The organism is Aeromonas sp. 130281, assembly GCF_056642115.1.
This window is the reverse complement of record NZ_JBWVQS010000005.1, coordinates 278592-301458: the sequence shown is the minus strand read 5'-3', so window position 1 is coordinate 301458 and position 22867 is coordinate 278592. Positions and strand designations below refer to the sequence as shown.

Here is a 22867-nt window from a genome sequence, read left to right as displayed (position 1 = left end):
TTCTGCGCCGATCCCCAAATTTGCCGTCTGGAAATGACGTCCAGACGGCAAAAATGTGACTAGTAACGGAAGCGGGAGACGAGTTGACGCAATTTGTCACCCGTGCCGGCCAGGGCCCGGGTGGTGGTGTTGGACTCCCCGGCGGCCTCGGTCAGCTCGCTGACGATCTGCTGTATGGCCACCAGGTTCTTGTTGATCTCCTCGGAGACCGCATGCTGCTCCTCGGCGGCGGTCGCTATCTGGATGTTCATGTCGTTGATGGTGCTGACCGCCGTCACCATGCTGTCGAGGGAGCTGGCGATGTGGCTCGCCTCCTGCACCGTCTCCTGGCTGCGCGATTCGCTCGCCTGCATCACCTCCACCGCCTGACGCACGCCACCCTGCAGCCGCTGCAGCATCTCGTTGATCTCCTTGGTGCTCTGCTGGGTGCGACCGGCCAGCGAACGGACCTCGTCCGCCACCACCGCAAAGCCGCGCCCCTGCTCACCGGCCCGGGCCGCCTCGATGGCGGCATTGAGCGCCAGCAGGTTGGTCTGATCGGCGATGCCGCGAATCACCTCCACCACGGATCCTATCTTGCCGGTCTCCTGGGCCAGCTGCTCGATGACACCGGAGGCGGTGTGCACCTCCTCCACCAGGCGGTTGATGCTGCCGATGGCGCTGCCCACCACCTCGCGGGCCGCATCGGATTCCCGCGCCGCGTCGCTGGTGGCCGTGGCCGCGTTGGAGGCGCTGGCCGCCACTTCCTGGGCGGTGGAGCTCATCTCGGTCACCGCGGTGACCACCTGATCCGTCTCCTTGCCGTGGCCTTGCATCTGCCGGTCGGCGTGCTCGCTTAAGCTGTGCAGGCGATCCACGGCCCCCAGCAGCTGATGGCTGGTCTCCCCGACCTGGCTCACCACCGACTGGATCCGCTCCACGAAGCGGTTGAAGGCGCTGGCCAGCTGGCCCACCTCGTCATGACTCTGCACCTTGAGGCGCCGGGTCAGATCCCCCTCCCCGTCGGCGATGTCATTGAGGGCTGCGACCGCATCCGCCAGCGGCCGGGTGACCCGGTTGCCGAGCACCACTGTCACCGCCAGGGTCACCCCCAGGATCACCAGAATGAGCAGCACGCTGCTCTGCAGTGAGCCGTGCATGTTCTCCTCGCGCTCACTGCGCAGGGCCGCCAGCTCGGTGTCGATGTCATCTATGTAGAAGCCGGTCCCCACCACCCACTGGTACTTGTCGAGCACCAGGTTGAAGGAGAGCTTGGGCGCATCCCGCCCGATGGAGGGCTTGTTGGTCCAGTACTCCGAGTAGCCATCCCCCTCACGGGCCGCCTTGACGATCTCCTGAATGAGGAAGGTGCCCTTGGTATCCTTGTCCTGCCAGCGGTTCTTGCCCTCCACCTCGGGGCGAGTGGGCAGCAGCAGGGTATTGCCCTGGAAGTCGTAGACGAAGAAGTAACCGTCACTGCCATAACGCAAGGGGCGCAGCAGCTCCTTCACCCGGGCACGGGCCTCCGGGCTGTCCGGCGCGGCATACTCTTTCTCGATGGCCGTCTTGGCGAGCATCAGGTAGCTGCTGAGCAGGGCCTTGCGCTCCTTGACCGCCTTGTCTCTCGCCACCACCAGCTCGGACTCCAGGTCGCTCCTGGCCACCAGGTAGTTGCTGAGGTTGACCACCAGGGCCATCAGCAGCACGGGGATGGCCCCCAGCAACAGAATTTTCTGCTTTAGCGTCATCTTGTACTTCCTTTAGCCATTTATTGTGGGTGCTTCGTTCCTGCTCGCTCAGCCATGGAGTGCTGGCCGAAGGGGGAGTGCCTTAGCTACAATCCCGCCACCTTCTATTATCGACCCGATGAACTGACCCATGAGCCAATGTCCTTGCGGTTCCTCTCTTTCCCTCGCCCAATGCTGCGGCGCGCTTCACGCCGGCCAGGCCGCCACCACCACCGAGCAGCTGATGCGCTCCCGCTACAGCGCCTTCGTGCTGGGCTTGGGAGAGTACCTGGTCCATAGCTGGCACCCGGACTATCTGGGGGATCTGACCCCAGAGGCGCTCTCCCACACCGACACCCGCTGGGCGGGGCTGGAGATCCTGTCCGCCCAGGGCGGCCCCGCGGATGAGACCGGCATGGTGGAGTTCAAGGCCTGGTTTTGGGAGGGGGATGAGCGCCACTGTCTGCACGAGCGCTCCCGCTTCGTGCGCCACCAGGGGCGCTGGGTCTACACCGACGGCGAGCAGGATCCGGCGCAGCCCAAAGCGGGTCGCAACGATCCCTGCCCCTGTGGCAGCGGCAAGAAGTTCAAGAAGTGCTGCGGCTAACCCTCCCTATATGCCGCCATCCGGCCAGCCCGCGGGCTGGCCTTCCCCTCCTCTTCTCGTGCAGCCCCCTGCCCGCCTCGGCGGTGACGTGACCCTCATCACATTTCGCTCATCACCTCACACATAATGAGCGTTTACGAACATTAATTTGGCCAATATCAAACATTTTCAGCCAGACAGGCGCCACACTGGCCTCATCTGGAAGAGATGAGACGGGCAAGAATGAAAAGAATCACCACAGAAGTCGTCATCATAGGGGGTGGCGCCACCGGGGCCGGCATCATGCGCGACTGCGCGCTGCGCGGCATCGACTGCATCCTGCTGGAGCGGGACGACATCGCCGCAGGCACCACGGGTCGCAACCACGGCCTGCTCCATTCGGGGGCCCGCTACGCGGTGACGGATCCGGAGTCCGCCCGCGAGTGCATTCAGGAGAACCGCATCCTCAAGCGGATCGCCAGCCACTGCGTGGAGGCGACCGGCGGCCTATTCGTCACCCTGCCGGAAGATGACATCAATTTCCAAAGTACCTTCATGGAGGCCTGCGCCCAGGCCGGTATCGACACCCGCCAGCTGGATCCCCGCGAGGCGCTGCGGCTCGAACCCAACGCCAACCCGGCAATGATAGGCGCCATTCATGTGCCGGATGGCACGGTCGATCCCTTCCGCCTGGCCGCCGCAAACGTCTTGGACGCCAAGGAACACGGCGCCCGCATCTTCACCCACAGCAAGGTGCTGGGGCTGCTCCGCACTCAGGATAGGGTGCACGGGGTCAAGGCCATCAATACCCGCACCGGCGAGGCGTTCGAGGTGGAGTGCCAGGAGGTGATCAACGCCGCCGGCATCTGGGGCCAGCAAATTTGCGAATACGCCGACCTCGGCATCCGCATGTTCCCGGCCAAGGGCTCCCTGCTCATCATGGATTACCGCATCAACCAGCTGGTGCTCAACCGCGCCCGCAAACCGGCGGACGCGGACATCCTGGTGCCGGGCGACACCATCTCCCTCATCGGCACCACGTCGAGTCGCATCGATTACCACAAGATTGACCAGCTCACCGTCGAACCCGACGAGGTGGAGGTGCTGCTGCGCGAGGGGATAAAACTGGCCCCCATCATGGCCCGCACCCGCTTGCTGCGCGCCTACGCCGGGGTGCGCCCCCTGGTGGCGGTGGACGGCGACGAGAGCGGCCGCAACATCAGCCGCGGCATAGTGCTGCTGGATCATGCCGAGCGTGATGGCCTCAAGGGCTTCAACACCATCACCGGCGGCAAGCTGATGACCTACCGCCTGATGGCGGAGTGGGCCACGGATCTCGTCGCCAGCAAGCTCGGCAACAACAGGCCCTGCCGCACCGCCGAACTCAATCTGCCCGGCTCGCGGGATCCGGAAAAGGTCTCGGCCCCCGGTCTCTCGGTGCCGGTGGAAGGCTCGGCCCAGTACCGCCACGGCGAGCGGGTCATCGCCTTCTTCCGCGACAACCCCAAGGCCAACGCCCTCATCTGCGAGTGCGAGATGGTCACCGCTGGCGAAATCGAATACGCCCTGCGGGAGCTCGACGTGGACAACCTGGTGGATCTGCGCCGCCGCACCCGTCTGGGCATGGGCCCCTGTCAGGGGGAGCTGTGCGCCTACCGCGCCGCCGGCCTGATGCAGGAGTACGGCAAGGCCGATGGCCGTGAGGCCTGCGTCATGCTGCGCCAGTTCCTGGAGGAGCGCTACAAGGGCACCCGCCCCGTGCTCTGGGGCGATGCCCTGCGCGAAGCCGAGTTTACCTACTGGATCTACGAAGGGCTCTTTGGTCTGGGGGAGTGGACGGCGCCCCACCTGGTGGCGGAGCCCCCCTTCCCCCTCGCCCGGACCCCGTCCAGCCCATCCAGCCAAGGAGTGCAGCCATGAAATTTGACACTATCGTGATAGGCGGCGGCATGGCAGGCCTGTCGGCGGCCCTGCGTCTGGCCGAGGCGGGCCAGAAGGCGCTGCTGATGGCCTCGGGCCAGAGCGCCCTGCACTTCTCCTCCGGCTCGGTGGATCTGCTGGAGAGCGAAGGCGACCCTCGCGCCGCCCTGCCCGCCTTTATGGCGGCCCATCCGGATCACCCCTACAGCAAGGTGGGCCTTGCCAGCATAGAGGCGAGCCTCGCGGATCTGCAGCGCCACTGCGCCCTGCAGGGTTTGCCCCTGTTTCGCCAGGAGCGCAACCACCAGCGCCTGACCCCCATAGGCACCCTGAAATCGACCTGGCTCTCCCCCGAGACCTGCGCCTGCGTCACGGAGGCGCCCGCACCGGACGTCCTGCTGCTGGCCACCCTCGAGGGCTTTCGCGACTTCCACCCGGCGCTGGCGGCGGCGAATCTGGCGACCCACTCGCGCTTCGCCCACAGCCGCATCCTGACCGGTGAGATTCGCCTGCCACAGCTCGCCGCGTTCAGCCGCAATCCCCACGAGTTCCGATCCGCCGACATCGCCCGCCTGTTTGACAAACAGCAGCACGACAAGCAGGACCTGCTGACGGATCTGGCCCGCGAGATAGGCCGCATGGTGCAGGAGTGCGGCGAGCCGGGCTGCCGCCATATAGTGCTGCCCGCCTGCCTGTCCCTGGGGCTGGTCGGCCCCCGTCTGGCAGAGCTGGAGCAGCGCACCGGCTGCACCATCAAGGAGGTCGCCACCATGCCGCCGTCCCTTATCGGGATGCGGATGCAGGAGGCCCTCAAGCGCCGCTTCCTGGCCCTCGGCGGCACCTTCCTCACCAGCGAGCGGGTGCTGGGCGCCCGCTACGAGGGCGACAGGGTGGTAGGCGTACACAGCCAGAATGGCGACGATCAGCTGTTCGAGGCGGACCACTTCGTGCTCGCCTCCGGCAGCTTCTTCAGCCGCGGGCTGGAGTCCCGCCTCGGGGGCATTCGCGAGCCCATCTTCGACGCCGACGTCCTGAGCCTGCCCGAGCGCGACGCCTGGGCAGGTCGCCGCCTGTTCGACCACCACCCCTTCATGGGCTTTGGGGTCAAGACCGACGACCAGCTGCGGGTGCTGCGCGGCGGCAAGCCGCTTGCCAACCTCTATGGCGCCGGCAGCGTGCTGGCCCACTACGACCCCGTCAAAGAGGGCTCGGGCTCCGGGGTCGCCGTCGCCACCGGCTGGCAGGCCGCAGGCCATATTCTGGCGGAGGGCTGAGATGCCTCCCCTTCACTTCCTGACTGCGGGCAGCCAACTGCCCGCTCGACAATCCCATTGCCGCGTCCCTTGCGCTTTTTATCCGGCCCGGGAGGAGTAAATCATGCTACTGGATCATGCCAACCAAACCTTCGATCAGTGCATCAAATGCACCGTCTGTACCGCCTACTGCCCGGTGGCCAAGGCCAACCCCGCCTATCCCGGCCCCAAACAGGCGGGCCCGGATGGGGAGCGGCTGCGGATCAAGAGCCCGGAGCTCTTTGACAGCGCCCTCAAGCACTGCACCAACTGCAAGCGCTGTGAGGTGGCCTGCCCGAGCGGGGTGCGCATCGGCGACATCATCGCCAAAGCCAAGCACCAGTACAGCGGCTTCAAACCGGGAGTACGCGAGTTCGTGCTCTCCCACACGGATCTCATGGGCAGCATGTCCACCCTGATGGCCCCTGTGGTCAACTTCACCACAAGCCTCAAGCCGATGAAGCTGGTGCTGGACAAGGCGCTGGGGGTCTCCTCCCACCGCGACCTGCCCAAATACTCCCAGGGCACCTTCCGCGGCTGGTACAAGAAGCAGAAGGCCACCCAGGCCAGCTATGCGCGCCAGATAGCCTACTTCCACGGCTGCTACGTGAACTACAACCACCCGCAGCTTGGCAAGGAGCTGGTGCAGGTGCTCAACGCCATGAACATCGGCGTCCAGTTGCTTGCGCGGGAGAAGTGCTGCGGCGTACCGCTGATTGCCAACGGCTTCATGGACAAGGCCAAGCGCCAGGCGGCGTTCAATATCCAGCAGATGGAGAACTCCCTGCTCGGCAACGAGATGCCGCTGCTGGCCACCTCCTCCACCTGCGGCTTTACCCTGCGCGACGAATACCCCCACCTGCTGGAGCAGGACAACCACAAGGTGCGGGATCGCATCTCGCTAGTGACGCGCTTTATCTGGAACGAGTTCTACCAGGGCAACAAGCCGGCGATGAAGCCGCTCAATCTGCACATCGCCTACCACACTCCCTGCCACATGGAGAAAATGGGGGGCGTCATCTACACCCTGGAACTCTTGCGTGCCATTCCCGGGGTCAAGGTGACGGTGCTGGAGTCCCAGTGCTGCGGCATCGCCGGCACCTACGGCTTCAAGTCGGAGAACTACGAAACCAGCCAGACCATAGGCGAAGGGTTGTTCGATCAGATAAACCGGCTGGCGCCCGATCTGGTGATCACCGACTGCGAGACCTGCAAGTGGCAGATCGAGATGAGCACCGCCTTCCGCTGCGAACATCCGATCCATCTGCTGGCCAAAGCCTTGGCTTGAGATGAGCATGTCCCTATCTCGCTGCGAGCACCCCAGCCACCTGCTGGCCCAGGCGTTGGTATAGCGGACGGCAGACAGGGGCATAGGCAGAGACTTGTCGAGATGAGCACTCCGACCTGCCGTTGCAAGCACCCGATCCATCTGCTGGCCCAGGCGCTGGCCAGATCTTCTTCCAACATCCGGCCGGACGGCCCGTTTAGCAAAGGGGCTGACGGGTAAAAACCTGGCAAAAGAAGAGCCGGCAACCGCCGGCTCTTTTCTATGGTGCTGTCTCCCTCAGATTCAGGGGTGCTGGATGATCAGGCTGTGCTGATCCAGCATGGACTGCAGTATGTCGTGAGAGGAGGAGCCGCTCAGGTTCCAGCCGCTCAGATCCACGTCCTTCAGGGTGATCTGCTGGGTAACCTGACCATCCCCCGCCGGAGAGACCGAGAGATTCACATCGCTCAGGCCCGCGCTGCCCGTGGTCACAGACGCAGAGAGGTGGCCCAGCAAGCCATCCACGCTGTTGTCGGTCACCCCCTTGAGCAGATCCGCCAGATCTATCTTGTCCCCCTCCTCCGGGTGGAAGTCGGTGACGGTGTCGATGGCCGGCAAGGCCGCCGTCCCCTCATCGCCGCTGCCCCACACGAAGAGATCGCTGCCCGCGCCACCGGTCAGGATGTCGTTGCCCTGACCGCCCCGGAGCATGTCATCCCCCAGGCCGCCCAGAATGCGATCGTCACCGGTGGCGCCGAACAGCCAGTCACTCTGATCCGAGCCCAGCAGATCATGGCCGCTCTGGCTGTGGATATTGAGAGTCTCCTCGGCCGATCTCAGGGTGCTGCCACCCGCGCTGGATTCCGCACTCAGGGTCAGGGCATGATCCCCCGCCGTCAGACCGCTGAGGTAGAGGGGCACGGACTGATCCCCCGGTAGCAGCCAGTCGCCGTTGCTGTCCGCATGGCCCACGCTCTGGCCGTGCTCGTCCACCACCTGGGCCCCCCCCAGATTCTGGATGCGGATGGAGAGTTCTCCCGGCGCCGGGTTGACCACGCTGGCGCTCAGGTTGAGCGGCACCCAGGCCCCTTGCAGGGTATGGATGTCGTGGGTACCCAGGCTGAGCTGGGGATCGTCTGCCTCTGCGGTCACCTGGATGCCAATCTGGGCGCTGTCGGTCAGGACGCCGCCCGACCCGGTATTGCCCTGATCCGAGGTGGTGATGGTCAGGTTGTCCTGTCCCCAGAAGTCCTTGGCCGGCTCGTAATGCAGATTGCCATTGATGAGGTTGTTAAGATCATCAAGGGAGCCCACCAGGGTGATCTCGCTGGTACCCGCCCCCTGCACCGAGACGGCACCCGCCGCCCCGAGCAGGGTCAGCACGCCGTGCTCGACCCGCAGCACCATGGACATGGGGGCCGTGCCCGCATCCACGTCCTTCACGCTGATCCCGGAGAGGGACAGTGAACCATCCTCCTTCACCTGCATGGCCCCCGGCACCTGGGTCACAGGGGCATCGTTGACCGCCTCCACCTCGATGGGCAGCACGCCGGTGTCGGCCAGGGCGCCACCGCTGCCGGTGTTGCCCTGATCATTGGTCACCATGGTCAGGGCATCCTGACCATTGAAGTCCTGCTCGCCCTGATAGGTCACGCCCCCCGCCAGCAAGGCATTGATGGCGTCTTGCGATCCGCTCAGCACCAGGGTATCGCTGCCGCTGCCGACCACTGTCACCCCGCTGCCGTCCGCCAGCACCAGGGTGCCGTGCAGGACCGACAGACGCACCTCCATGGGGCTGCTGCCCGCATCCACGTCCTGTACCTGCAGGCCCTTGATGACAAAGGGAGTATCCTCCTGCGCCACCTGAGGGGTGTCCGGCAGCACGTTGACGGGGGCGTCGTTGACCGGCTGCACCTCGATGGGGAGCACGTCGGTGTCACTCAGGGCACCGCCGCTGCCGGTGTTGCCATTGTCATTGGTGACCATGGTCAGGTTGTCGTTGCCGTGATAGTCCGGATTGCCCTGATAGGTCACACCACCGGAGAGCAAGGCATTGAGATCCGCCAGGGAGCCGGTCAGCACCAGAGATCCGGTGCCGTTGCCGGTCACGGTCACGCCGCTCCCTGCCGGCAGGTTGAGGGTGCCGTGTTCCACCGACAGACGCACCTCCATGGTGCCGCTGCCCGCGTCCACATCCTTCACCTGCAGACCCTGGATGACGAAGGGCTTGTCCTCCTGCGCCACCTGGGGATCCGTTGGCAGCACGTTGATGGGGGCGTCGTTGACCGGGCTCACCTCCACCTGGATGGTGCCGTTGACCTCTGGGCCAAGGGCGCCGTTGTCCAGGCTCTGGGCCGTCACCTTGAGATCCAGGGTGCCATTGGCATCCTTGGTCACCAGCTCCACGGCAGCCAGCTTGGTGCCCTCCGTGGTGACCTGCCAGACACCGCCGCCCAGATCCACCACAGTGCCATTGACCCCGTTTGGCAGGCGAATTTCGGCGCCATCGGGTACCCCTTCGATGGTGACTCGCACCTGCTCCGGGCCGTTCTCGTTAACATTGGTGGCGCTGCCGCCGGTGGCCTGGGTGTCCTTGGTCTCCAGCCCCAGGTTCAGGGTGATCACATCCCCCTCGGTGCCACTCGCCTTGTCTTGAATGTCGGCGATGATGGGATCCCCCACCGGGTTGACGGTGACGGTAAAGCTGCCGCTGGTCTCAAGAGGCAGGGTCAGCCCCTTGTCCAGGGTGAAGGCGCTCAGGGTGAGCTCCACGCTGCCGCTGAAGTCTGCCGGCGGGATCAGGGTCAGCTTGGAGAAATCTGTGCCCACCGGCACCTGCCAGACGCCGCCGCCGTTGTTGACCGCCGGAGCCGACAGGGTGAAGCCGTCCGGTACCCCCTTGATCTGCAGCGCCACTATCTGCTCGGAGCCATCATTGTCGATCAGGGTCGCGCCTAGTCCGCCGAGGTTGACGCTGCCATCCTCGTTGCCGCTCACATCCTTCACCGTAAGCTGGGCCGGATCGTTGACCGGCAGCACCTCGAAGCTGGCATTGCCGCTCCAGCTGCCGCGATCCGTCCCCGTGGTGGCGGTGTCCAGAATGTCCACCTTGATCTCCAGGGGGACCTGACCGCTGAAGTGCTGCTTGGGCACGAACACCAGATCCTTGAGGCCGTTGGCATCCACCACCAGGGTGTTGACCGGCAGGCCGTTGCCATCGAGGAAATGGCCGTACTGGGCATCGACGGTCACAGTGACCTTCTCCACCGTCTCCAGACCACCGTCGGCCACCGTGGGGCTGATGTCCGCCAGCTTGACCGAGAGATCGAGGTGGATCTCGGTGTCTTCCAGGTTGTCCGGCTGGCCGTCGCCGTTCACATCCTTCACCTGCAGGTGCAGCTCGGGTAGACCATCGGCGCCGCCCTTGATGTCCACCTCGGGGGTGATGGAGAGGGTGACGTCCTTCTCCACCTGCTTGATATCACCGCTCACCGTGTCGGTATTGACCAGACGCACGTTGAAGCGCAGGCCGTCACCGGCATAGTCTTCCGGCAGGGTCAGGGTCAGACGGTCGAGATCGCCGAGGCCATTTGGCAGCTTGATCAAGTACTCGCCGTTGACGAAGTCGAAGGTGAGCCCCTGCACATTGACGTCCGACGGCAGACCCGTGATGACGATGCTGAGCTCGTCATCCCCGATGTCCGCCGTGCCCAGGGTCACCATGCTCTTGAGCTGACTGCCGAAGTTGACACCGTGATCTTCCACCCCTGTGATGGGGGCGCTGTTGTCAAAATCGACATCGGCGGCCACCTGGCCCGAGTGGGTCGCGTCTTTGAACTCGGCGCTAGCGGTGAGCTCCCGATAAGCCGGGGCGCTCACATCCCCTTCGTTGTTGTCGCCAAGATCGATCACCCTGGCGCTGACCTTGAAGGTGACTGTGCCTTTGTAGTCATCCGGCGAGCGCAGGGAGAAGCTCCCAAGGGCACTGTTCGGCACTGTCCAGTTGCCCTGGCCATCGTTGATCCCCCCCACCACCACGAAGCCGGGGGGCAGATCGCTGATCACCAGATAGTCGATGGTCTCGACGCTGCTGGGATCCAGATCCTCGAACACGAAGACGCCATTGAGCGGAATATCGTGCCCGTCCGGGCTCTCCAGCGCGCCGCCAATCTGTACCAGATTGCCATCGGGTTCGACCACGGCCTGGATATCCACATGCAGCTGACCATTGACCTCTTTGCTGACTACAACATTGGAATCCACATCCTTCTGAGTCACGGTGACATGGCTCTGGATAGTGGTGTCCCTGTCGCTGTCCTCCGGTCCCTTCACCAGCAGCTGACCGCCGCCGAGCAGGCTCTTCAGATCAGCGTCACTCAACGCCACCGCACCGCCGTTCACGGTGAGCTGGGTCTCAACCCCACCTGCGCGGATCCAGATCTCGTAACCTGGCTCTATGCCGGAGAGACTGAGGTGAGTCACCTTTTCGGCGCCGTCGGTGAGGTCCGGCTGCCAGTCGAGGACGGTGAACTGATCCTCCAGACCCTGGCTGGTCTTGGCATAGTCACCGGCGTCGATCACCGGCTCCACCTTGATGGTGAGCGGCACATCGAAGCTCTTGTGATCCCCGTCGTTCTCGGTCACCACCACGTGGCCGATGAGGTGGATGTCGGCGGTGCTGTTGGGGGGCGGCTGGATCTGCAGGTTGCCCAGACTCGAGACGTCGACCTGATAGGTCGGCTTGCCCTGGGCGTCGAGCCCGGCGAAGGTCAGGGTCAGCTCCTTGCCGTTGCCATCGAACACCTTGGCTCCTTCCGGCAAGCCTTCCAGCACCAGGTTGAGGGTTTCGGAGCCATCGCCCGTCGTCTCTCCCGACGCCAGTTTGAAGTCCAGCGGCGCCTTGCCATCTTCCCCTATGGTGGTGACATAGCCCTTGCCATCCTGGCTCCAGCCGGTGCTATCCAGATTGAAGTGAGGCTCATCTACCACCCCCACCAGATCCACATGCAGGTTCTGGCTGCCGGTCACCTTCTCGTTGACCACTGTATGGGTCTGACCGTTGGCATCGGTCAGGGTGGCGGTATCTTTCACCACCCCCTGGATACCGAGATCGAAGTCGACGTTGCTGTCCTTCGGCGGCTCCAGCTTGAGCTCGCCGATACGGGCATAGGGCACCTCGTAATAACCGTTCGCATCCAGGGTGACCGCCACGCCGCCGAGCCAGAGGGTGGCACCGGCGGGCAGGCCGCTGATGCGCACGAACATCTGCTCGGAACCGTCCGTGGTGTCCCCCAGATGGGCGAGCACTATCTTGCTGCCCAGATCCAGCAGGTTGTCTTCCTTGCCCTGGATGTCGCGCACCGTCAGCTTGGCATCATCCGCCTGCGGGTTGACGTTGATCACCACCTCCAGCGGATCGCCGAGGGCCGTCTCCTGGCCGGTGACCACTGGGGTTTTCTCCGTGCTGACCGGGGTCACAACGAGCTTGATGTCGCCGCTGTAGTCCTTGCCGGGCACCACGGTGACCTTGTTGATCTCCCCCGCTGAGACGGTCACCAGGCCGTTTGCATCGGGTGTGAGCACCTTGCCGTTCAGGGTCAGGCTGCCCTCGCCGGACGCCCACGTGATCTGGTAGCTCAACGTCTCGGAGCCATCGGTATCCGTCAGGTTGGCCTGCACGTTGAGGGAAATGCCGGTGCTGTCCTCGTTCGTGCTGTAGTGCTGGTGGGTGCTTGCCCCATCCCAGAGCGGCTTGTCGGCAATGCCCTGCACAGTGATATCCAGGTTACCGGTCAGCACCGGGGGCTTGTTCCCCTCGGTGACACCGACCTGCAGCTGCACCGGGAAGCGCAGCGGGTTGCCGCCATCGTTGTAGCTCGAGTAGTCGTGATCGGGCACAAAGGTCACGCCCTTGAGTTCGAACTTGTCGTTGGTACCGACAACGGCTTGCATCGCCGCTGGCGGCACCTGGTACCAGGTCTTGCCACCCTGAGTCACCGTCGTGAGCGATACTCCGTTGTAGTAGAAGATGCCCTGGGCATTGGCCGGCGCCTGGATAAGCAATTTCTCGACGAACTCGCCCCGATCGTAGTCGCCTATGTCCAGATCCATGGTGATGGGAATGCCATGAGTGGGGTCATTGGCCCCCGCATCCTCGGCACCGGTGACGGCGCTGACGGTGAGCTTGCCCGCCTCGTCCCTGATGGTCAGGGTCAGGACCCCGTCATCGGTATCCCCATCCCCATCCACCAGGTGGAAGTCGACCTTCTGCACCAGGGTGTTATTGCTGTGATCTATATCAGCCCGGGCGGTGAAGCTGTATTTCCCCTCGGCGTTGATCACCAGGGTGCCTATGGTCTGCCCAGTGCTGTCTGTGACCGTAATGGTGGTGTCGCCCTTGGCGGCGATGGGGTGCGGGGTGCCATTGATGGTGACCGACCTGATCACGGCATCGTCAGCACCTTCATTGGCGGTGGCCAGCAGATCGCCGCTCACCTTGCCGCCCTCGTTCAGGGTCTTGCCCGCATCCACGGCCACCGGCACGTCATCCTGCACGCTCACATGGCCTATCACCTCGGCGCTGAGATCCCCATCGCTGTCCAGGGCCTGCAACGGCAGCTGGATATCCAGCAGATCCTTGCCCTGGACACTGTGATCCAGGTTGCCGGTCAGCTCGAAGGTATAGCGGCCGGAGACATCCAGGGTCAGCTTGAAGATGAGCTTGCCCCCGCTGTCCTTGCCAACGTAGACACCCGGCTGGCTGTCGGCGCTGAGGGTCACTGCCTTGCCCCCTGAGCTGAGCGTGTTCAAGGCATTGAAGCGGGCCACATCCAGTTGCAGGCCGGCAACCCGATCGCTCCCGGCGGCGATCGTCACCTGGCCGACGGCGATCTCCCCCGTTCCGGACGGGCTGGTGCCGACGTGCTGACCACTGCCACCATTGAGATCCGACTCCTTGACGGTGACGCTCCCGATGGAGCTGATCACGGGATCGGCCGCATCGGTGATCACCGCCGTGGTATTGCCGGTGATCACCGAGCCGTCGCTGTCGGTCACCTGCACCGGCAGGGTCAGGTTGAGCCTGTCGTTGGCGCCGTGATCCAGGTTGGTGTGTACGGTGATCTGGTAATCCAGGGTCGCCGAGCTGTGGGCCGCTATGCTGCCCGGCACGCTCGGCAGGGTGACAGTCAACACCAGGGTGCCGCTCGCGGTGACCCCCTGGAAGCTGTGGCCGTTGCTGCCCGGCACCTCCTGCCAAGTCAGGGTCTCACCGTTGTGGGTGATGGCCTTGCCGCTGGCATCCACAACCTGACCGGAGAGGGTCAGGCGCACGTCCACCACGGGATCCGAATCCGCCTTGATGGTCAGGGTGCCGGTGGCTTGCTGGTCGTCCGCGGTCTGGTTGTTCGCAGCCCCATCGAAGCGCCCCTCGGTCAGGGTGACGCCGGTGAGGCTGAGGGTCGGCTTGTCCCCTTCCGAAATGCTGATGTTGAGGGTGCCCGAGGTGGTGTCGTTGTTGCCCGCCCCCTTGTCGCTGTCGACGACATTGATCTTGAATGGCAGCTCGGTGCTGCTGCCATTGGCCTGGTGTACCCCCTCGAACAGGGTCACCTTGTAGTCGAAGCCATTGCTGGCAGCGTTGTCGAGCTTGCCGCTGATCTCCACCTGCAGCACCTCGACCCGCACCCCGTTCACTTCCACATAGCCCTTGAGGATCTGGTTGCCCGGGATGCCAGCATCGCCGTCCACCAGTTCGTATTTCACGCTCTGGCCCAGGGCGGTCAGGGCCGGCTGCTCGTTCACATTCGCAAAGGAGACCTCGCTCACCCGATCCGAGCCCGCGTCCACGGTAAAGTGACCGGTGCCGGTCAGGGTATTGCTGCCATCGAGCCCACGCTCATCCAGATTGACGCCGGGGCCAGCCACAAAGCCGGGCGCATTGCCATCCTTGATGGTGAGTGGCAAGTCGGTGGAGACCCTGTCCCCGTCCTTGTCGGTCAGGGTCACGGTCAGCGGTAAGTCGAGGGATTCGCTACCCTGGTGATCCAGCTCGGCGCTCAAGACAACCTTGGCGCTGACGCTCCAGTTGCCGTTGTTGTCCACCAGATCCAGCTCGGCGCGCAGCACCTCGCGGCCATCCGCGCTGGTGCCCACCAGATCCCCATTGGCATCCAGGGTGAAGGTCACCGGACTGCCGTGGCTGCTGTATTTGCCGTCCAGGCTCTGCTGGATGGCCGAAATATCGAATTTCAGGCTGTTTGCATCGAGCGCATCAGCGCCGTGACTCACGGTGAAGCTCATGTGGCTGACCACATCCTTAGCCCCCTGGTTGGCCTCCGTCATGGCGGTGCCGGTCACGGCGCTGATCACCGGATTGGCGCCATCCCCGATGGCAACGCTCAGGGTGGAAGAGACTTTGTCCCCATCGCTGTCGGTGAGGGTAAAGCCCGCCTTCAGCAGGCTGTCGGCACTGCCCTGATCCAGCGGCTGGTTCAGGGTGAAGACGTAGTGACCTTTCTGATCCAGCGTCAGGGTGAACACATTCTGGCCGTTGACCGCGCCGCTGATGCTGTTGCCGCCGATGCTGATGACAACGGGTTGGCCGCCGCTGGTGAGCCCCTGCAGGCCCGGCTGGCTGGCATCGAAGCTGATGCTGGCAAGGGGGTCGCTGCCGGCGGTGATATCGAGATCCCCGGTCAGGGTCTGGGCCGTGCTCCAGTCGCTGTCCTCCACCAGAGTCAGGGAAACCGGGTCGACCTGGGGCAAGGCGCCGTCGGTGATCTGGATATTGAGGGTGCCGAGATTGCTCTTGTCCCCGTCAAAATCGCTGCCCTGTACCTGCAGTCCCAGGTTGACGCTGTTGGTGCCCACAGGTTGATCCAGCACGCCATCGAGCTTCACATGGTACTTGCCGTCCAGATCCAGGGTCACGGTCAGCACCGTCTTGCCGTTCGCATCCAGCAGGGTGATCTGGTTGCCATTGACCTGATAGCTGGTCGGCTTGCCGCCGCTGGTGAGACCATCCAGGGCGGGCTGGTTCCCCTCGAAATTCAGGGACACCAGGCGATCGCTGCCCACATTGACCGGCAGCTGGCCATCCAGGGACTGGCTGGCGCCCCCTTCCTGCAGGCTGATGCCGCTGTCGATGCCGAGGCTCGGATCGACCGCATCTGTGATCACTGCCGTGGTATTGCCAGTGATTACCGAGCCGTCGCTGTCGGTCACCTGCACCGGCAGGGTCAGGTTGAGCCTGTCGTCGGCGCCGTGATCCAGGTTGGTGTGTACGGTGATCTGGTAATCAAGGGTCGCCGAGCTGTGGGCCGCTATGCTGCCCGGCACGCTCGGCAGGGTCACGCTCAGCACCAGGGTGCCGCTCGCGGTCACCCCTTGGAAGCTGTGGCCGTTGCTGCCCGGCACCTCCTGCCAGATCAGGGTCTCGCCGTTATGGGTGATGGCCTTGCCACTCCCATCCACAACCTGGCCGGAGAGGGTCAGGCGCACGTCCACCACGGGATCCGAATCCGCCTTGATGGTCAGGGTGCCGGTGGCCTGCTGGTCGTCCGCGGTCTGGTTGCTGGCGGCCCCATCGAAGCGCCCCTCGGTCAGGGTCACCCCGGTGAGGCTGAGGGTCGGCTTGTCCCCTTCCGCAACGCTGATGTTGAGGATGCCCGAGGTGGTGTCGTTGTTGCCCGCCCCCTTGTCGCTGTCGACGACATTGACCTTGAACGGCAGCTCGGTGCTGCTGCCATTGGCCTGATGTACCCCCTCGAACAGGGTCACCTTGTAGTCGAAGCGATTGCTGGCGGCGTTGTCGAGCTTGCCGCTGATCTCCACCTGCAACACCTCGACCCGCACCCCGTTCACTTCCACATAGCCCTTGAGGATCTGGTTGCCCGGGATGCCGGCATCGCCGTCCACCAGCTCGTATTTCACGCTCTGGCCCAGTGCGGTCAGGGCCGGCTGCTCGTTCACATCCGCAAAGGAGACCTCGCTCACCCGATCCGAGCCCGCGTCCACGGTGAAGTGACCGGTGCCGGTCAAGGTATTACTGCCATTGAGGTTGCCTTCATCCAGGCTCACCCCGCTGCCCGCCACAAAGCCGGGCGCATTGCCATCCTTGATGGTGAGCGGCAAGTCGGTGGAGACCCTGTCCCCGTCCTTGTCGGTCAGGGTCACGGTGAGCGGCAGATCCAAAGACTCGCTACCCTGGTGATCCAGCTCGGCGCTCAAGACAACCTTGGCCGTGACGCTCCAGTTGCCGTTGTTGTCCACCAGATCCAGCTCGGCCCTCAGCACCTCGCGGCCGTCCGCACTGGTGCCCACCAGATCCCCATTGGCATCCAGGGTGAAGGTTACCGGGCTGCCGTGGCTGCTGTATTTACCATCCAGGCTCTGCTGGATGGCGTTGATATCGAACTTGAGGCTGTCGGGGGCCAGGGCATCGGAGCCGTGGCTCACGGTGAAGCTCATGTGGCTGACCACATCCTTCGCCCCTTGGTTGGCCTCCGTCATGGAGGTGCCGGTCACGGCGCTGATCACCGGGTTGGCGCCATCCCCGATGGCGACGCTCAGGGAAGAGGACACGGTATCCCCATCGCTGTCGGTGAGGGTAAAGCCCGCCTTCAGCAGGCTGTCCGCACTGCCCTGATCCAGCGGCTGGTTCAGGGTAAAGACGTAGTGACCTTTCTGATCCAGCGTCAGGGTAAACACATTCTGGCCGTTGACCGCGCCACTGATGCTGTTGCCGCTGATGCTGATGACAACGGGTTGGCCGCCGCTGGTGAGCCCCTGCAGGCCCGGCTGGCTGGCATCGAAGCTGATGCTGGCAAGGGGATCGCTGCCAGCGGTGATATCGAGATCCCCGGTCAGGGTCTGACCGGCGCTCCAGTCGCTGTCCTCCACCAGAGTCAGGGAAACGGGGTCGACCTGGGGCAAGGCGCCGTCGGTGATCTGGATATTGAGGGTGCCGAGATTGCTCTTGTCGCCGTCAAAATCGGTGCCCTGCACCTGCAGTCCCAGGTTGACGCTGTTGGTGCCCACAGGTTGATCCAGCACGCCATCGAGCTTCACATGGTACTTGCCGTCCAGATCCAGGGTCACTGTCAGAATGGTCTTGCCACTCGCATCCAGCAGGGTGATCTGGTTGCCATTGACCTGATAGCTGGTCGGCTTGCCGCCGCTGGTGAGACCATCCAGTGCAGGCTGGTTCCCCTCGAAGTTCAGGGACACCAGGCGGTCGCTGCCCACATTGACCGGCAGCTGACCATCCAGGGACTGGCTGGCGCCCCCTTCCTGCAGAGTTACACCCGTGTCGATGCCGAGATTCGGATCGGCCGCATCGGTGATCACTGCCGTGGTATTTCCGGTGATCACCGAGCCGTCGCTGTCGGTCACCTGCACCGGCACCGGCAGGGTCAGATTCAGCCTGTCGTCGGCGCCGTGATCCAGGTTGGTGTGCACGGTGATCTGGTAATCCAGGGTCGCGTCGGTATGCGCCTCAATGCGGCCCGGCACGCTCGGCAGGGTGACGCTCAGCACCAGGGTGCCGCTCGCGGTGACCCCCTGGAAGCTGTGGCCGTTGCTGCCCGGCACCTCCTGCCAGATCAGGGTCTCGCCGTTGTGGGTGATGGCCTTGCCGCTTGCATCCACGACCTGACCGGAGAGAGTCAGGCGCACGTCCACCACGGGATCCGAATCCGCCTTGATGGTCAGGGTGCCGGTGGCCTGCTGGTCGTCCGCGGTCTGGTTGTTCGCGGCCCCATCGAAGCGCCCCTCGGTCAGGGTCACGCCGGTGAGGCTGAGGGTCGGTTTGTCGCCTTCCGAAATGCTGATATTGAGGGTGCCCGAGGTGGTGTCGTTGTTGCCCGCCCCCTTGTCGCTGTCGACGACATTGATCTTGAACGGCAGCTCGGTGCTGCTGCCATTGGCCTGGTGTACCCCCTCGAACAGGGTCACCTTGTAGTCGAACGAGTTGCTGGCGGCGTTGTCGAGCTTGCCGCTGATCTCCACCTGCAGCACCTCGACCCGCACCCCGTTCACTTCCACATAGCCCTTGAGGATCTGGTTGCCCGGGATGCCGGCATCGCCGTCCACCAGTTCGTATTTCACGCTCTGGCCTAGGGCGGTCAGGGCCGGTTGCTCTGCGATGTCGGCGAACGACACCTCGCTCACCCGATCCGAGCCCGCGTCCACGGTAAAGTGACCGGTGCCGGTCAGGGGAGTGTTGCCATCGAGGTTGCCTTCATCCAGGCTCACCCCGCTGCCCGCCACAAAGCCGGGCGCATTGCCGTCCTTGATGGTGAGCGGCAAGTCGGTGGAGACCCTGTCCCCGTCCTTGTCGGTCAGGGTCACGGTCAGCGGCAAGTCGAGGGACTCGCCGCCCTGGTGATCCAGCTCGGCGCTCAAGGTCACCTTGCTGGTGACGCTCCAGTTGCCGTTGTTGTCCACCAGATCAAGCTCGGCGCGCAGCACCTCGCGGCCATCCGCGCTGGTACCCACCAGATCCCCATTGGCATCCAGGGTGAAGGTTACCGGGCTGCCGTGGCTGCTGTATTTACCGTCCAGGCTCTGCTGGATGGCTGAAATGTCGAATTTCAGGCTGCTTGCATCGAGCGCATCGGAGCCGTGGCTCACGGTGAAGCTCATGTGGCTGACCACATCCTTGGCCCCTTGATTGGCCTCCGTCATGGCGGTGCCGGTCACGGCGCTGATCACCGGATTGGCGCCGTCGCCGATGGTGACGCTCAGGGAAGAGGACACGGTATCCCCATCGCTGTCGGTGAGGGTAAAGCCCGTCTTCAGCAGGCTGTCCGCGCTGCCCTGATCCAGCGGCTGGTTCAGGGTAAAGATGTAGTGACCTTTCTGATCCAGCGTCAGGGTAAACACATTCTGGCCGTTGACCGCGCCGCTGATGCTGTTGCCGCTGACGCTTATAACGACCGGCTGCCCGCCGCTGGTGAGCCCCAGCAGGCCCGGCTGGCTGGCATCGAAGCTGATGCTGGCAAGGGGATCGCTGCCGGCGGTGATGTTCAGATCACCGGACAGGGTCTGGGCCGCGCTCCAGTCGCTGTCCTCCACCAGGGTGAGAGAAACGGGGTCGACCTGGGGCAAGGCGCCGTCGGTGATCTGGATGTTGAGGGTACCGAGGTTGCTCTGGTCGCCGTCAAAGTCGGTGCCCTGCACCTGCAGCCCCAGGTTGACGCTGTTGGTGCCCACCGGTTGATCCAGCACGCCATCGAGCTTCACATGGTACTTGCCGTCCAAGTCCAGGGTCACGGTCAGCACCGTCTTGCCGCCCGCATCCAGCAGGGTGATGACATTGCCATTGACCTGATAGCTGGTCGGCTTGCCGCCGCTGGTGAGACCATCCAGGGCGGGCTGGTTCCCCTCGAAGTTCAGGGACACCAGGCGATCGCTGCCCACATTGACCGGCAGCTGGCCATCCAGGGAGTGGCTGGCGCCCCCTTCCTGCAGACTGATGCCGCTGTCGATGCCGAGGCTGGGATCCACGCCGTCGTTGATGGAGACCACCAGATCGGCGCGGGTCTCGTCACCGTCGATCTCCTTGGCCGAGACGGTGAGCCCCAGGGAAAGGTTGTCGCTGCCCTGATGATCCAGAGGCCCATTGAGGGAAACGGTCACCTTGCCGTCGATGTCGCTGCCAGACTGGCTGGCACTCAGCTCGGCCTTGATCACGTCAATGCGACTGCCCTGATCATCGATGTAAAAGCCGGTGAGCAGGCGATCGCTGCCGAACTCGAAGCTGAGCACATGGCCGTCGCTGCTGAGCCCGCTGCCGTTCAGACGAGTGAGCGTCGCGGCCTGATCGGCAAAGGCAAGGGAGTCCGCCAGCAGGGGATCGGCCTGATGGCCCACCACGAACTCGCTCTGGCCCACCACGGCGCCCTGCTGGGTGAAGCCGTCTTCCGTGAGCGAAATGGGGGCTATGGTGAAGTCCGGCGGCGTGCTGTCCACCAGCTTGACGGTGAGATTGGCACTCACCAGATTCCCGTCGCTGTCGCGGTATTCGAGGGAGAACGGCAGGCTCTGGCTGTCCTGGCCGTGATCCAGACTCTGGTTCCAGACGATGCGATAGCTGCCGTCATTGGCCAAGGTCAGGGTGAAGACGGTGATGCCCCCCGCGCTCGCGGTCAGGGTCTGGCCGCTTATCTGGTAGCCGAGGGCCGCGCCCTGGCTGGTGAGGCCGAGCTGTTCGAGGGCGCTCTGATCGGCGCCGAAACTCACCTGCAGGTTGCCATCCAGGCCAGCCCCCGTGTGCAGGGAGCCGGTGGCGCTCACCGGGCCCTTGGCCAGATCCGCCTCGGACAGGGTCAGGGTATCGCTCTGGCCGATGAGGGGGGCGCCGTCGATCACCCGGTTCCCCGCCAGATCCGTCACCTCGGCGCGTACCTCGAAGGGGCCTTGAATGCCGGAGAGATCCAGGCCATTGAGCTGCCAGCGGCCGTCGCTCTCCACCAGGGCGCTGCCGCTATAGAGGGTCTGGCCGTTCTGGCCGATGAGGGTGATGGTGACGCGCTGGCCAGCTTCCACCTCTGTGGTGCTGCCGCTCAGGATGACATTGCCCTGGCCCAGCAGGCTCTGGGTGTCGAGATCGTCGATGTCGATGCCGGCACGGGTGTCGACGGTGACGGTCAGGGTGTCGCTGGCCCGGTTACCGGCGATGTCCACAGAATCGACGCGAAAATCATAGGCACCATCGGCCAGGGTAGTGGGGATCTGGTATTGCCAGTTGCCGTTGCCGTCCACGGTGAGCACGGTCAGCACATTGCCGCCGAGGCTCAGGGTGACGGTGGCACCGGGCTCTCCCTTCCCTTGCAGCAGCGGCGTGGTGTCGCGGGTCAGATCGTCCACCTGGCTGGCGCCGGTGTCGCTCTCGTCGGTGAGATCCAGCGTGATGGTGGTGATGGTGTCGAGCAGGGTCTGGCCGGTGTCGCTGGCCCGGTTGCCGGCCGCATCCTGGGTATCGGCCACTATGGTGAGCGGGCCGTCCACCAGCTTGCCGGTGACGTCGCCGAAGTTTGCCTCCCAGACGAAGCCCGGCAGCACCACTGTGGTGGTGGTCAGGCGATTGCCATCCTGATCGATCAGGGTGACGGTCACCGTCTGGCCCACCTCGACGTCCTCGACAAAGCCGCGAATGATGACGCCGGCCGCCTCGTCGGCGTTGATGATGTTGTCGTCGGTCTGGGGTTCGGTGATGGTGATAGCTGCCAGGAGATCCTGATCTTCCGAATAGAGCAGCTCGTCCCCTGGCTGGGCGCCCTGATGGTCGGTGTCAAAGCCAGACTCCGCCAGGGTATATTCGCTGTTGAGATCCACTACCACGAAGCCGCCGGCACTGGAGCCGACCACACCGCCACCCGTGGCGGCTGCCGCGTTACCGGCCGCGGTCTCTTCAAACAACTCGGTCGGGTCGGCCCCCTGACGGATGGCCTCCTGCAGGCTGGCCAGGTCGGGATCCATGGCCACGTTCGGTTCTGCCTGCGCCAGCTCGGACTGGTCGGCGTCCGGGGTCTTCGCGGGATCGGCCAGCTCGAAGCGCCCGTCCCCTTCGGTGAGCAGGCGCATGCCCGGCAGCAGCTGCATCCCCAGAGTGGCGCGGTGCAAGGAGCCATCGGCATCCATCACCAGCACGGTGCCCTCCACCTGGGTAACAAGAGTCGGTTTCTCTATTCGCAGCTCAGCCATACATCCTCCAACGGGTAAACACAGACAGCCCAGACCCACAAGGGTACAGGACGTCACCGTGACAGGCGGCTATTTTACCGCCTCTGCCGACACAGATCCCTTCGCCATTTTCGAAAATATCGAAAGTAAATGCCGTAAACCTTCCTATTAAATTCAATAAAGTGCTGCCATTCACGGGATATCTCGGGATAGATACCCTTTTTCACGCCCCAGATGAAAAACATGGCTCTCCTGATACCCATCCATACGACAACTCCTGACCTGCCCGCCCCCGGCCAGGCTTTCCCACTATTTCACCAGGGGAAGGTGAGTCCTCCATCCCCAGCAGAAACAAAGAATAAATATTCATTTTTACTTGACAGAAGCTCAGGCCAAAGAGGCCATCCAC

6 protein-coding genes are annotated in these 22867 nt (G+C 64.0%); 4 read left to right on the top strand and 2 right to left on the bottom strand.

What is annotated here, in order from left to right; genetic code table 11:
* Positions 1–59: 59 nt before the first annotated feature.
* Complete coding sequence (locus AC1IN8_RS15220; RefSeq protein WP_139434279.1) at positions 60–1727, bottom strand: methyl-accepting chemotaxis protein; 1668 nt, start codon at positions 1725–1727, stop codon at positions 60–62.
* A gap of 130 nt (positions 1728–1857) precedes the next feature.
* On the opposite strand from AC1IN8_RS15220, the gene AC1IN8_RS15215 reads away from it, so the two are divergent.
* The 4 genes from AC1IN8_RS15215 (at position 1858) to glpC (ending at position 6792) form a co-directional block, all read left to right on the top strand.
* Entirely contained in the window at positions 1858–2313 is a 456-nt protein-coding gene (locus AC1IN8_RS15215; protein WP_479759459.1) for a YchJ family protein, read from the top strand.
* Positions 2314–2535: 222 nt separating this feature from the next.
* The gene (gene glpA, locus AC1IN8_RS15210; protein ID WP_479759457.1) at positions 2536–4212 is read left to right on the top strand and encodes an anaerobic glycerol-3-phosphate dehydrogenase subunit A; all 1677 of its coding nucleotides are present in this window, start codon (positions 2536–2538) and stop codon (positions 4210–4212) included.
* Complete coding sequence (gene glpB, locus AC1IN8_RS15205; protein ID WP_247625996.1) at positions 4209–5486, top strand: glycerol-3-phosphate dehydrogenase subunit GlpB; 1278 nt, start codon at positions 4209–4211, stop codon at positions 5484–5486. The genes glpA and glpB overlap by 4 nt, the downstream gene beginning before the upstream one ends.
* A gap of 103 nt (positions 5487–5589) precedes the next feature.
* Positions 5590–6792 (top strand): anaerobic glycerol-3-phosphate dehydrogenase subunit GlpC, encoded by a 1203-nt coding sequence (glpC, locus tag AC1IN8_RS15200; protein WP_265435782.1) that lies wholly within the window; start codon positions 5590–5592, stop codon positions 6790–6792.
* A 282-nt stretch (positions 6793–7074) separates the two neighbouring features.
* Here glpC and AC1IN8_RS15195 read toward each other — a convergent pair whose 3' ends face one another.
* Positions 7075–22479 carry a retention module-containing protein gene (locus AC1IN8_RS15195; protein ID WP_479759454.1) on the bottom strand — a complete coding sequence of 5135 codons (15405 nt, stop codon included), beginning with the start codon at positions 22477–22479 and terminating at the stop codon, positions 7075–7077.
* Between the last annotated feature and the right edge of the window lie 388 nt (positions 22480–22867).

Coding starts and splice junctions, on each gene's coding strand:
- glpC (WP_265435782.1), top strand. CDS start 5,590: ATGCTACTGGATCATGCCAACCAAACCTTCGATCAGTGCATCAAATGC.
- glpA (WP_479759457.1), top strand. CDS start 2,536: ATGAAAAGAATCACCACAGAAGTCGTCATCATAGGGGGTGGCGCCACC.
- glpB (WP_247625996.1), top strand. CDS start 4,209: ATGAAATTTGACACTATCGTGATAGGCGGCGGCATGGCAGGCCTGTCG.
- AC1IN8_RS15215 (WP_479759459.1), top strand. CDS start 1,858: ATGAGCCAATGTCCTTGCGGTTCCTCTCTTTCCCTCGCCCAATGCTGC.
- AC1IN8_RS15195 (WP_479759454.1), bottom strand. CDS start 22,479: ATGGCTGAGCTGCGAATAGAGAAACCGACTCTTGTTACCCAGGTGGAG.
- AC1IN8_RS15220 (WP_139434279.1), bottom strand. CDS start 1,727: ATGACGCTAAAGCAGAAAATTCTGTTGCTGGGGGCCATCCCCGTGCTG.